Origin of the sequence: Microbacterium maritypicum (assembly GCF_008868125.1) — a bacterium.
GTDB lineage: Bacteria > Actinomycetota > Actinomycetes > Actinomycetales > Microbacteriaceae > Microbacterium > Microbacterium maritypicum.
Window position 1 is genome coordinate 971,373 of sequence record NZ_WAAQ01000001.1, and the last position, 11,749, is coordinate 983,121.

Genomic DNA, 11,749 nt, shown 5'->3' on the forward strand with positions numbered 1-11,749 from the left:
ACGCTCGGACAAGCCCGGTGCACGCCGGGGCATGAGCGGGGCCGCCAGGGAAGCGAAAGGCTCTTGCGCTCTTTTTCCACGCATGTAGACTAACCAGCGCGACACATCGAGGTGACGCCGGATCCGGCCTCCGGTCAGCGGCACTCCGAGCCTTCTTCACCACCCTTGCACCCGAGAGAAGGAACCATGAAACGAATGCCCCTCGCGCTCGCCGCAGCCGTGGCCGCGACCCTCGCGCTCACCAGCTGCAGCGCAGGCGCAACACCCTCCCCGTCCGACGGCAGTGCTGCCGACGGCCCCGACGCCCTCAACATCGGCAACTTCCTCGACGTCACGTCGTGGGATCCCTCGCTCGCCGACATCGGCTTCGACGGCCCCTACCTCTCCGCCGTCTACGATGCCCTGATCGCTCTGGACGCGGACGGCAAGCCGGTCCCGTCCCTCGCGACCGAATGGACCGTCGCCGACGACGACCTCAGCATCGACCTCGACATCCGTACCGATGCCGTGTTCAGCGACGGCACCCCGGTCGACGTCGACGCCGTGATCGCGAGCCTCGACTACCTCAAGCAGGGCGCGCGCTCCGGAGAGGCCTATCTGAACGTCTCCGCCTTCGAGAAGGTCGACGACGACACGGTTCGCATCCTCCTCACCCAGCGCGACGACACGATCCTCTACTTCATGGGGCTGGGCCGCAGCTACGTGGTCTCTCCGACAGCGATCGAGGCGGGAACCCTCGGCAGCGAGCCCATCGGCTCCGGACCCTACGTCCTCGACGGCGACACCAGCATCGCCGGCGCGGAGTACCACTTCACCAAGACCACCGACCACTGGGACGCCGACGCCTACCCGTTCGCCGACCTCGCGATCTTCCCGATCACCGATGCGACAGCGCGGCACAACGCCATGCTCAGCGGCCAGATCAATGTGCAGTACGGCGACGTCGCCAACCTCGAGCAGGCGAAGCAGCAGGGCTGGAACACCGCGGAGCGCGTCTCCGGCTGGGCGGGACTCGTCATCACCGATCACACCGGAGCCAAGAGCGAGCCCCTCGGCAAGCTCGAGGTCCGGCAGGCGCTGAACTACGCGTTCGACGGTGCCGCGATCCTCGCCGCCGTCGGCAGCGGTGCCGGCGTCGCCACCAACCAGGTCTTCCCGGACGGCGGCACGATCAACGATCCCGCCCTCAACGAGACCTACGCCCACAACATGGACAAGGCCAAGAAGCTGCTGGCCGACGCGGGCTACGCCGACGGCTTCGAGATCTCCATGCCGATGTCGCCGATCTTCGAGATGTGGAAGCCCTCGGCCGAGCAGGCGCTCACCGAGCTCGGCGTGAAGGTCACCTGGGACAACATGCAGATGCCGGACTACCAGCTCAACGCGCCGAACTACCCGATGTTCATCTCGTTCCTCGCGATGGACGGCAACGACGTGGCGACGGTCGCGCGCCAGGTGACCAGCGTGCAGTGGTTCAACCCCGCACCCGACTACGCCCAGAACGAGGTCATCGCCCCGCTCGTCGAGAAGGTGCAGACGGAACGCGGCGAGGCGCAGACCGACGCCGTCGAGGAGCTCAACAAGGCGCTCGTCGACCAGGCGTGGTGGTCTGTCTGGTACCAGGCGAACAACATCTACTACACGGCCTCCGGCATCCAGCTGCAGCCCATCGTCGGGATGATGTTCCCCACCCTGCGCTACATCACCCAGGGCTGACGCCCGCCGGGGCGGCCGCGACGTCGGCCGCCCCGGCATCCTCCCCCTCCGACCCCTCCACCCCCGAGAGGTTTCCATGCTTGTGTTCACGGCGAAGCGGGTGCTGTCCGGCATCCTCCTGCTCGTCGCGGTCTCGATCGGCACCTTCTTCCTGGCGCACCTCGCCATCAGCGACCCGACCGCATCGCTCCTCGGTACGACGGCGAGTCCTGCGCAACAGGCGGCGCTGGCCGAGAAGATCGGCCTCGACCGTCCGCTCCTGGTGCAGTTCTGGGACTGGCTGTCGCATGCCGCGCTGCTCGACTTCGGCGTCTCCTGGCGCAACTTCCAGCCGGTCAGCGCGCAGCTCGCGATCAAGGTCCCGGTGACCCTCTCGGTCGTGACCTTCGCGACGCTCATCACCGCGGTGGTCGGGATCGCCTTCGGCATGATCACGGGTCTGCGCCCCGGCACCTGGTTCGACCGCGTCATCAAGGGCATCTCCGTCGTGCTGTTCGCGCTCCCCGGCTTCTGGGTCAGCCTCGTGCTGGTGATGTGGCTCGCGGTACAGCTGAAATGGTTCCCCGCAGTGGGCTACGTGCCCCCGACGCAGTCCGTCGATGGGTGGCTGCGCTCCATCACCCTCCCGGCGATCTCGCTGGCGCTGGGCGGCATCGTCGCCGTCGCGGAGCAGCTGCGCAACGCCGTCATCGCGCAGAGCAGGCAGGACTGGGTGCGCACGCTGCGCAGCCGGGGCCTCTCGACCGCCCGCGTGAACCTGCACATCCTCCGCAACGCCTCACCCGCGGCGCTCACGGTGATCGCGCTGATGTTCGTCGGACTCCTCTCCGGCGCGATCGTGGTCGAGCAGATCTTCAGCCTCCCCGGTCTCGGCCAGCTCACCAACCAGTCCTCGCAGAACGGCGACATCCCGATGCTCCTCGGCATCACGGTCATCTCCGTCGTCTTCGTCGTCCTCATCAACCTCCTGCTCGACCTCGTGCTGGGCTGGATCAACCCGAAGGTGCGCGTCGCATGACCACGACAGATATCCGCGTCGCCTTCGATCGGGCAGCGCAGAAGCGCCGATCGAGCCTGTTCCGGCGCTTCCTCCGCCACCCCGGCGGCTACATCCCGCTCGCGATCTTCGTCCTCATCGTGCTCGTCGGCATCTTCGCGCCGCTGCTCGCGCCGATGGATCCGAACTTCGTCGACCTGTCCGCCGCCAAGGCCGCGCCGGGGCCGGAGCATCTGCTGGGTGGCGACTCCACCGGTCGGGACATCCTCAGCCGCCTCATCTACGGCACCCGCACCACGCTCTGGGGTGCGCTCATCACGATCGTGACCGCACTCGTGATCGGCGTGCCGGCCGGCGTCGCCGCCGGCTACTTCGGGGGAGCGTTCGACAGGGCCGCCACCTGGATCAGCGATGCCCTCCAGTCGATCCCCGGCATGATCATCCTGCTCGTCGTCGCCGCCGGCTCGCGCAACAACTTCGAACTGCTGATGGCCACGGTGGGTGTCTTCATGGTGCCGGGCTACTTCCGCATCGCCCGCTCGCAGACGCTCGCCGTGCGCGGCGAGCCCTACATCGACGCGGCGCGCGTCTCCGGTCTGTCCGACGGGCGGATCATCTTCCGCCATGTGATCACGGCCGTGTACCCGCCCGTCATCATCCAGACGGCCCTGACCGCCGGGATCGCGATGGGCATGCAGGCAGGGCTGCAGTTCCTCGGCATCGGCGACTCGAACGTCCCGAGCTGGGGCGCCATGATGCTCGAGGGCTTCCGACTCATGCTCACGTACCCGCTCATGCTGCTGTGGCCGTCGGCCGCGCTCGGACTCACGATCGCCGTGCTCGCGATCATGGGGTCGACCCTCGCAGAGCTCGTGCAGGTGCGGACGCCCCGGGTCGCCCGGCGAAAGCGCGATGAGGTCGCAGCGATGCCCGTCAGTGCTCCGACCGGCAGCGCTCACCACTCGGCGGAGGGGTCCGCGCTGCGGGTCGAGAACCTCCGCGTCGTGCACGCCACGCCGACCGGGGAGACGGAGGTCGTGCACGGCGTGACCCTCGACGTCGCGCCGGGCGAGGTGGTCGGCATCGTCGGCGAATCGGGATCCGGCAAGTCGCAGACCGTGTTCTCCGTGCTCGATCTCCTCCCCGCGACGGGGCGCGCCACCGCCGACGCCATCTGGGTGGGCGGGGTCGATGTCACATCGTCGACCCCGAAGCAGCGCCGGGCCCTGCTCGGGCGGACGATCGGCTACGTGCCGCAGGAGCCGATGAGCAACCTCGATCCGTCGTACACGATCGGTCATCAGCTCATCGAACCGCTGCGCCGCACGCAGGGGCTGAGCAGGTCGGCCGCGAAGGAGCGCGCACGCGCGATGCTCGTGCGCGTCGGCCTCACCGACCCGGACCGTGTGATGCGCAGCTACCCGCACCAGGTGTCCGGGGGGATGGCGCAGCGCGTGCTGATCGCCGGGGCCATCGCCGGCAAGCCCTCACTCCTCGTCGCCGACGAACCCACCACGGCGCTCGATGTCACGGTGCAGGCCGAGGTGCTCGAGCTGCTGCGCGAGCTGCAGGCGGAGTACGGCATGGCACTTCTCATCGTCACGCACAACTTCGGCGTCGTGGCCGACATCTGCGACCGCGTGATCGTGATGCGCAGCGGCGACATCGTGGAGTCCGGTCCCGTCGACGCCCTGTTCGCCTCCCCGGCCGAGCCGTACACGAGGGAGCTCATCGCCGCCTCGCTCGACGACGCCGTCGGCCGAGACGAACTCGACCGCACCACGACGGGGGTCCCCGCATGAGCCCCCTCCTCGAAGTGAACGACCTCGTCGTGGAGTACGGCCGCGGACGGCGGGCGTTCCGCGCCCTGCGCGGCGTCTCTCTCGACATCGCGCCGGGGGAGTGTCTCGGCCTGGTCGGGGAGTCGGGATCGGGCAAGTCCACGCTCGGCAAGGCCATCCTCGGGCTGGCTCCGGTCACCGCCGGCAGCATCCGCTTCGACGGGCAGGAGATCAGCCGTCTGAGCCATCGCGCGCGCCGAGCGCTCGCCGACGACGTGCAGGTCGTGTTTCAGGACCCCTACGGCTCGCTGAATCCGGCGATGACGATCGGAGACATCCTCGCCGAGCCCCTTCTCACGACGGGGATCGGCGCCAGGGCCGCCGAGACGAAGGTGCGGGAGATGCTCGATCGCGTGCGCCTCCCGTCGGCCGCCATGGATCGCTATCCGAGCGAGTTCTCCGGTGGGCAGAGGCAGCGAGTGGCCATCGCCCGTGCGCTGGTGCGCGGCCCGCGCCTGGTCGTGTGCGACGAGCCCGTGAGCGCGCTCGACCTCACGACCCAGGCGACGATCCTCGATCTGTTCATCGAGCTGCAGCGCGACACCGGCGTGGCCTACCTGTTCGTCTCGCACGACCTCGGCGTCGTGCGCAGAGTCTGCCACCGGGTGGCCGTGATGTATCGCGGCGAACTCGTCGAGGTCGGTGCCGGGGAGCAGGTCACCCGCGCTCCGCAGCATCCGTACTCCGAGCGGCTCCGTCTGGCATCGCCCGTCGCCGATCCGGCTGCGCAACGCGAGCGCCGTGCCCAGTGGCTCGCTCTGCGGGAGGTGCGCGATGCGGCGGTACGGTAGCTCCAGGCCGGAACACTCCACGCAGCAGAATCGGCCGGAAGGACGTCATGCCGAAGATCATCGACCACGACCAGCGTCGACGGGACATCGTCGACGTGGCCAAGAGCATCATCCTGAAGGGCGGGTTCGAGGCGGCGACGATGCGCAGCATCGCAGCCGAGGCCGGATTCGCGAACGGAGCGCTGAAGCACTACTTCCCCGGGAAGGAGAGCATCGTCGCCGCCACGTTCGAGACGGTGCTGCTCGAGCACGACACCTGGCTCCAGCAGTCGATCTCCGAGGGCGCGACGCCCGAGCGGATGCTGCAGCAGGTGCTCGAGGGCACGTTGCCCAGCAGCGTCGGCGAGATCGCGAGCGGGCGGGTGCTCCTCGCGCTGTGGGAGTACGCGATGTCGAACGATCAGCTCACGGAGCTGTACCGCACGCACCTCGGGCGGTGGCACGCGATGCTCGTCGAGCGGATGGAGGCGGCGCGCGATGCGGGCGCCATCCGCGATCAGGACTACGCGGCACTCGCGAACGAGTTCATCTCGGTCGCCGTGGGGGCGACCGTGATCAACCTCATGTATCCCGAGGGCGAGCGCATCGCCGACTATCAGGACTACATCCAGCAGTTCCTGGCGCGACTGCGCTGATCGCGAGGCGCCGCATTCGAGAGAAAGGCGTCTCATGACCGTGTCCCTGTCCGTCACCCACCGCCCCGGCCAGGGGCGTCCTGTCGCGTTCCTGCACGGCCTCGCCTCGCGGGGTTCCGTGGACTGGCCGGATCGGGAGTGGGAGGGTGTGCTCGGAGAGCGCCCGCGTATGGTGATCGATTTGCCGGCGCACGGCGACAGTGTCGCGCTCGGCTCCGCGACGACATCGGTCGTGCTCGACACCATCGCATCGTCCATCGGTGCGGAAGAGGTCGACCTGGTCGGCTACTCGCTCGGGGCACGGCTCGCGTGGGACCTGGCCCACCACCCCGGTGTCGCGGTCCGACGGCTGGTGCTCGGCGGACTCAGCGCGGGGGAGCCCTTCGCGTTCGTCGATCTTCCGGCGGCTCGAGCGGCTCTCGCGGGCGACCGCCCGCCCCGGGACCCGCTTACGGGCATGATCGTCCAGATGGTGTCGATGCCCGGAAATCGTCCTGCCGACCTGCTCTCGCTGATCGAGGGCCTGGCGGCGGAGCCCTTCGTCCCCGGCCACAGCGCGCCCGCCGTGCCCGTCCTGCTGCTCGGCGGGGCGGACGACGAGATGGCGGCGGGGATCGATGATCTCGCCGCGATGCTCCCCGATGCGCGAGCGCGGCGCGTGCCGGGCGATCATCTCTCGGCCTTGCACACGGCGGAGTTCCGCAGGGCTGTGCAGGAGTTCCTCGCGGCGTGAGCCCCCTCTCGCGGCCGGCTCTTTCATGACCTTTATTTCCAACATTTGTAGACAAATTGAAAGGCTCGTTCATGACTGACATTCCCACCGTCGATGCGGCGCGGATCCTCGACATCGCCACCGGCTACATGGCCTCCAAGCAGCTCTTCCAGGCCAGCCGGATCGGGCTGTTCGCCGCGGTCGCCGACGGGGCCGACACAGCGGGCGAGATCGCCGAGCGCTGCGGGGTCAGCGAGCGCATCGCGGCGCTGCTGGCCGACGCCATGGCCGCGAAGGGTCTGCTGATCCGCGCCGCGGGGCGCTATGAGCTCGCCGACGACGCCGCCGCGTACCTCGTCGGCGAGGAGGCAGCGATCGACCTCGCGCCGTTCCTCACCTTCCTCGACGAGATCAGCTACCCGCACTGGCTGCAGTTCGCGCACACGGTCGACACCACCGAGCCGGGCGATCTGCAGATGGACGACGCCCGCTGGGCGACCTTCATGGCGGGCGTCATGACGTACAACCGCCTGCACGCGCAGGAGTTCGGTCGTCTCGTCGACCTCGAAGGCGCGACCAGGGCACTCGACTTCGGTGGGCTCTCCGCCGAGTTCGCGCTGTCGGTCATGGCGAAGAACCCCGCGTTGCGGACGACCTTCCTCTACGCCCCCGGCTTCGAAGACGGCATCGTCGAGGCGGTGGCGGCCGCCGGGATGCACGATCGTGCCGCGGTCGAGGTCGGTGACACCGCGACCACCGCACCGGAAGGCGAGTACGACGTGGTGTTCGCCAACCACGTCATCCACCGCTTCTCCGCGCAGGAGAACGCGCAGATCTTCCGCAACCTGCGCGCGGCTGCCGTCGAGGGGGCGACCCTGACCGTGCTCGACTTCTTCCTGGACGAGGATGCGGAGCAGCGCGGCCTCGACGCGCTGCACGCGGGGGAGTACCTGGTGATCGACGGCACCGTCGTGTACCCCGAGGCGGAGGTGCGCGGATGGCTCGCCGACGCCGGGTGGTCGGTGCGCGACAAGGTGGCCCTGCCCGGCAGCCCGCGGGTGCTCGTGGCGACCGCGGTGTGAGACTCGCCCCGGCATCGGACGTGATCCGGTGCCGGGGCACACGACTGGTCCGAGGGGGATCAGAGGCGGGCGGCATGTGAGAGCATGCCGCCCGCCGTTTTCGTGTGCCACCCCTCGGCGAGGTGCGGTGGGCCGGTCGGCCGCGGGCCAGTCGGCCGCGGGGCGGTCGGTCGCGGGTGGGCCGGTCAGTCGCGGGTGAAGACCGTGCGCCCATCGACGATCGTGCGGGCGACCCCGATCGTCGCGAAGTCGCGGCCGGGGGTCAGCGGGTCCCCATCGAGCACAGTGAGATCGGCGACCCTGCCGACCTCCAGCGACCCCTTCCACGCGGAGGCGCCGTCCTGTCGGGCGGCCTCGACGGTCATGGACCGCAGCAGCCGGTTCCTGCTCTGCGCGTCGTCGGCGATCCCTGCAGCGGTGAGGAGGGCGAGCGAGGCATCGAGCCCGAGTCGCCAATCCGGGCTGGCGATGGGGGAGTCGCTGGTGACCGTGGTCAGGGCGTCGGAGGTCAGCATCTCGGCGAGCGGCCAGGCGGTGGCGAGCCGGGCCTCTCCGAGCTGCACCGCTGCCCAGGAGTGCGTGTGCGCCGCGATCAGCGGCTGCACGGCGAACCCCGCACCGATCCGCCCCATCCGGGCGATCTGCGCGGTCGTTGCGAGGTCGCCGTGCACGACGTAGTGCGGCCCCGCCGGCGTGGGGTGATCGCCGTGCCGCCGCTCCAGCACGGAGAGGAACTCGGCGATCGAGCGGTCTCCCGTCGCATGCACGGCGATCTGCATGCCGCGAGCCGAGGCGAGTTCGAGCATGCGTCGGAAGGCGGTGCGGGCGTCGGGTTCGCCACGGGTGAGCAGGCCGCCCGTCGTGCCGTCGGCATAGGGCTCATCGACCCAGGCGGTCGCCAGGGGTGGGATGCCGTCGGCGAAGATCTTCACTCCGGGGACCGCGAGCCACCGGGCATCCGAGGCGGGGGGAGGGGTGCGGATGCCTCTCTCGAAGTCGGCGAGGGTGCTCTCCCCGTCGATCGTGCCGAACAGCCGCAGCAGGGTCACGCGGGAGGTCTGCGTGCGTTCACGGTGCAGCTCGAGATAGGTGTCGAGCATGTCGGAGCCGAAGCACCCCGTCTCGCCGTCATCCTCGCCGGGGCCGATCCCGGGTTCCGTGTAGCTGGTGATGCCCAGTTCGGCCAGCAGCGCCCACGCCCGCCGCAGCGCTGTGCGGCGCTCTCCCGCGCTCGACACGAGCCGCCCGGATGGCTGCTCCTCGGGGGGAGTGTCGGAGAAGAAGAGGTGGGGCCACCGTGCGCCCAACCATGCGGCGTGCAGGTGGGCGTCGTTGATGCCGGGGATCACCGTGCGTCCATCCAGCTCGATCACGGCGCGGGCATCGAGGGATTCCGCATCGTCGCCTCGGGCGATGATCACCCCGTCACGGACGGCGAGAGCTCCGACGATCGCATCCGAGGGGTCGAGGGTGTGGATGCGGCCGCCGCGGATGATCAGATCGGCCTCGTCGCCGTGGAGTGACTGTGTCATTATTCCACCAGTGTAGACGAAAAATGACGACGAAGAGGAGCGGCTCGAGCAGACGCCGACGAGGGCTGGTGGTCAGTGTCCGCCGCCGAACTCGATCATCCCTACCCCGACGGCGATCAGCGCGACGCCGATGGCCATCATGGCCGAGAAGTGGTCCTTGAAGATCACCCGCCCCAGCACCGCGGTCAGCGCGACACCGGCCGCTGCCCAGATGCCGTAGGCGACGCCCACGGGCATCCCCAGCGCGAGGATCGTGCCCAGCAGAGTGAACGCGGCGAGATAGCCCACGACGATCACGGGGATCCAGCGGCGCCGGCGCAGGCCTTCGGAGGCGCGCAGGCTCAGCGTCGCGGTGACCTCGCTGGCGATCGCGAGGGCGAGGAGCAGCCAGGTCATGGGGTGACCTCCTTCGCCTCACGCGTGTGCGAGCCGAGCTCGACGAGCAGCACGCCGATCACGATCACGCCGACGCCGATGATCTGCACCGGTCCCAGAAGCTCGCCGAACAGCACGGTGCCGAAAACTGCGGTGAGCACGACTCCGATCGCCGACCAGATACCGTACGCCACGCCCACGGCCATGCCGCGATCGAGCACGACGGACAGCAGCCACAGCGAGCCGGAGTAGCCGATGACCACGACGATCAGCCAGAGCGGGTGGGTGAAGCCCTCGGCCGCGCGCAGCGAGAGGGTCGCGGTGACCTCGAGCGCGATCGCGAGCAGCAGGGGCGGCCACGCCGAGCGGCGAGGGTGATCTGTCATCGGCGGCCTTTCATCGAGCATCCGACGAAGAGAACGCACGCGCGGCGCGCGGGATTCCCGCCGGCGACCGGGCACCGTCGACGTCCCGATTCGGCACGCGTTCCCGCGACTTGTACGCTGGATGCATCCCCCGATTCACCCGGCAACCCGCGCGCCGGCGATCTCGGCGCGCGCTCACACATGCAAGGACGCAGATGAACGATTCCGCGGCACACCGCGACGACTGGACTGAGAGCGAAGAGCTGGCGGAGCGGATGATCCCGCTCATCGGGGCGCTCCGACGCGAACACGACGTGGTCACCTCTCTCCACGGGCACCGGCTGCTCGGCCTGTCGGCGACCGGCCTCGTCGAAGTGCACGAGCGCGTCGCGCAGCTCGGGCACGAGCGGCTCCCGATCGAAGACAGCCTCGCCGTGCTGGAAGCGATCCATGCCCTTGCTCCCGGCGCCTCCTCCCTCGACGTCGCCCGGCTCGTCGCCGGACACGCCGAGAGCGGGCAGCCGCTGGAGACCTACCTCGCCGAGGTGCTCGCGCCCGCCATGGGAGCCGTCGCCGCCGAACCCACCGACGTCGTGCTCTACGGCTTCGGACGCATCGGTCGCCTCCTCGCCCGCATCCTCATCGCCCACACCGGCGGAGGCAGCGGACTGCGTCTGCGCGCCATCGTCGTCCGCCGCGGCGCCGAGAACGACCTCGTCAAGCGCGCATCCCTGCTGCTGCGCGACTCCGTGCACGGTCGGTTCGCCGGGTCGGTCACCGTCGACGAGGAAGCCGAGCAGATCATCGCGAACGGCACCCGCATCCAGGTGATCTACTCCGACGACCCCGCGACCATCGACTACACCGCCCACGGCATCCACGACGCGATCGTCGTCGACAACACCGGGCGCTGGCGCGACGAAGCCGGCCTCTCGCAGCACCTGCGTTCCAAGGGCGTCGCCCGTGTGCTGCTCACCGCGCCGGGGAAGAGCCCTCTCAAGAACATCGTCCACGGGATCAACGACGATACGATCGCCGACACCGACCGCATCCTCTCGGCCGCATCCTGCACGACCAACGCCATCACGCCCGTGCTCGCGGCGATCGACGAGGCGTACGGCGTCGTCAAGGGGCACGTCGAGACCGTGCACTCGTTCACGAACGACCAGAACCTGATCGACAACTTCCACAAGGGCGACCGTCGCGGACGCTCGGCGGTGCTCAACATGGTCATCACCGAGACGGGGGCCGCGAAGGCGGTCGCCAAGGCGCTCCCGCAGCTGGAGGGCAAGCTCACCGGCAGCTCGATCCGCGTTCCCACCCCCGACGTCTCGCTCGCCGTGCTGCACCTGACGATCGCGCGCCCCGCCACGAAGGACCAGGTCAACGACTACCTGCGCCGCGTGTCGCTGCACTCGAAGCTGCGTCAGCAGATCGACTACGTCGAGAGCCCCGACGTGGTCTCCACCGACTTCGTCGGCTCCCACCGGGCGGGCATCGTCGACGGCCTCGCCACGATCGCCGACGAGGACACCCTCATCCTCTACGTCTGGTACGACAACGAGTTCGGGTACTCCTGCCAGGTCATCCGCGTGCTCGAGGTCATGGCGGGCTCGCACCCGATCGTGCTCCCCGAACGTCCAGAGGTCACCCTGCAGGGCTGACGCGATCCGTGCGCCGGGTCGGTGGCGCCCGGCATGATG

Annotated in this window: 11 protein-coding genes; 8 read left to right on the top strand and 3 right to left on the bottom strand. The window is 69.4% G+C overall.

Annotation, left to right across the window (positions count from 1 at the left end; all coding sequences use genetic code 11):
• Positions 1–186 precede the first annotated feature (186 nt).
• The 7 genes from F6W70_RS04775 (at position 187) to F6W70_RS04805 (ending at position 7,774) form a co-directional block, all read left to right on the top strand.
• A complete protein-coding gene (locus F6W70_RS04775) occupies positions 187–1,716 on the top strand; it encodes an ABC transporter substrate-binding protein (RefSeq protein ID WP_318278801.1) in 1,530 nt (509 codons plus the stop codon).
• Positions 1,717–1,792: 76 nt separating this feature from the next.
• Positions 1,793–2,734 (top strand): ABC transporter permease, encoded by a 942-nt coding sequence (locus F6W70_RS04780; protein WP_055864765.1) that lies wholly within the window; start codon positions 1,793–1,795, stop codon positions 2,732–2,734.
• Positions 2,731–4,515 carry a dipeptide/oligopeptide/nickel ABC transporter permease/ATP-binding protein gene (locus F6W70_RS04785; RefSeq protein WP_151486043.1) on the top strand — a complete coding sequence of 595 codons (1,785 nt, stop codon included), beginning with the start codon at positions 2,731–2,733 and terminating at the stop codon, positions 4,513–4,515. Before F6W70_RS04780 ends, F6W70_RS04785 begins: the two co-directional genes overlap by 4 nt.
• Positions 4,512–5,345: an ATP-binding cassette domain-containing protein gene (locus F6W70_RS04790; protein WP_055873555.1), complete on the top strand. Its 834-nt coding sequence runs from the start codon at positions 4,512–4,514 to the stop codon at positions 5,343–5,345. Before F6W70_RS04785 ends, F6W70_RS04790 begins: the two co-directional genes overlap by 4 nt.
• 47 nt (positions 5,346–5,392) lie before the next feature.
• On the top strand, positions 5,393–5,980 hold the full coding sequence (locus F6W70_RS04795; RefSeq protein WP_017828786.1) for a TetR/AcrR family transcriptional regulator: 588 nt from the start codon (positions 5,393–5,395) through the stop codon (positions 5,978–5,980).
• 34 nt (positions 5,981–6,014) lie between these two features.
• Complete coding sequence (locus tag F6W70_RS04800; protein WP_151486044.1) at positions 6,015–6,713, top strand: alpha/beta fold hydrolase; 699 nt, start codon at positions 6,015–6,017, stop codon at positions 6,711–6,713.
• A gap of 71 nt (positions 6,714–6,784) precedes the next feature.
• On the top strand, positions 6,785–7,774 hold the full coding sequence (locus F6W70_RS04805; protein WP_151486045.1) for a methyltransferase family protein: 990 nt from the start codon (positions 6,785–6,787) through the stop codon (positions 7,772–7,774).
• 185 nt (positions 7,775–7,959) lie between these two features.
• Here F6W70_RS04805 and F6W70_RS04810 read toward each other — a convergent pair whose 3' ends face one another.
• The 3 genes from F6W70_RS04810 to F6W70_RS04820 all read right to left on the bottom strand — a co-directional run bounded on the left by F6W70_RS04810 (position 7,960) and on the right by F6W70_RS04820 (position 10,067).
• Positions 7,960–9,306 (bottom strand): amidohydrolase, encoded by a 1,347-nt coding sequence (locus F6W70_RS04810; RefSeq protein ID WP_151486046.1) that lies wholly within the window; start codon positions 9,304–9,306, stop codon positions 7,960–7,962.
• 72 nt (positions 9,307–9,378) lie between these two features.
• Positions 9,379–9,702 carry a DMT family transporter gene (locus F6W70_RS04815; RefSeq protein WP_127482672.1) on the bottom strand — a complete coding sequence of 108 codons (324 nt, stop codon included), beginning with the start codon at positions 9,700–9,702 and terminating at the stop codon, positions 9,379–9,381.
• Complete coding sequence (locus tag F6W70_RS04820) at positions 9,699–10,067, bottom strand: DMT family transporter (RefSeq protein WP_055864747.1); 369 nt, start codon at positions 10,065–10,067, stop codon at positions 9,699–9,701. The genes F6W70_RS04815 and F6W70_RS04820 overlap by 4 nt, the downstream gene beginning before the upstream one ends.
• Positions 10,068–10,261: 194 nt before the next feature.
• On the opposite strand from F6W70_RS04820, the gene F6W70_RS04825 reads away from it, so the two are divergent.
• Positions 10,262–11,710, top strand: coding sequence for a glyceraldehyde-3-phosphate dehydrogenase (locus F6W70_RS04825; protein ID WP_055873543.1), 1,449 nt, complete (start codon positions 10,262–10,264; stop codon positions 11,708–11,710).
• Positions 11,711–11,749 lie beyond the last annotated feature (39 nt).

What these genes read in the sequence shown, in the direction of transcription:
- F6W70_RS04785 (WP_151486043.1), top strand. Translation starts at nt 2,731, where the DNA reads ATGACCACGACAGATATCCGCGTCGCCTTCGATCGGGCAGCGCAGAAG.
- F6W70_RS04800 (WP_151486044.1), top strand. Translation starts at nt 6,015, where the DNA reads ATGACCGTGTCCCTGTCCGTCACCCACCGCCCCGGCCAGGGGCGTCCT.
- F6W70_RS04820 (WP_055864747.1), bottom strand. Translation starts at nt 10,067, where the DNA reads ATGACAGATCACCCTCGCCGCTCGGCGTGGCCGCCCCTGCTGCTCGCG.
- F6W70_RS04805 (WP_151486045.1), top strand. Translation starts at nt 6,785, where the DNA reads ATGACTGACATTCCCACCGTCGATGCGGCGCGGATCCTCGACATCGCC.
- F6W70_RS04815 (WP_127482672.1), bottom strand. Translation starts at nt 9,702, where the DNA reads ATGACCTGGCTGCTCCTCGCCCTCGCGATCGCCAGCGAGGTCACCGCG.
- F6W70_RS04790 (WP_055873555.1), top strand. Translation starts at nt 4,512, where the DNA reads ATGAGCCCCCTCCTCGAAGTGAACGACCTCGTCGTGGAGTACGGCCGC.
- F6W70_RS04775 (WP_318278801.1), top strand. Translation starts at nt 187, where the DNA reads ATGAAACGAATGCCCCTCGCGCTCGCCGCAGCCGTGGCCGCGACCCTC.
- F6W70_RS04795 (WP_017828786.1), top strand. Translation starts at nt 5,393, where the DNA reads ATGCCGAAGATCATCGACCACGACCAGCGTCGACGGGACATCGTCGAC.
- F6W70_RS04810 (WP_151486046.1), bottom strand. Translation starts at nt 9,306, where the DNA reads ATGACACAGTCACTCCACGGCGACGAGGCCGATCTGATCATCCGCGGC.
- F6W70_RS04780 (WP_055864765.1), top strand. Translation starts at nt 1,793, where the DNA reads ATGCTTGTGTTCACGGCGAAGCGGGTGCTGTCCGGCATCCTCCTGCTC.
- F6W70_RS04825 (WP_055873543.1), top strand. Translation starts at nt 10,262, where the DNA reads ATGAACGATTCCGCGGCACACCGCGACGACTGGACTGAGAGCGAAGAG.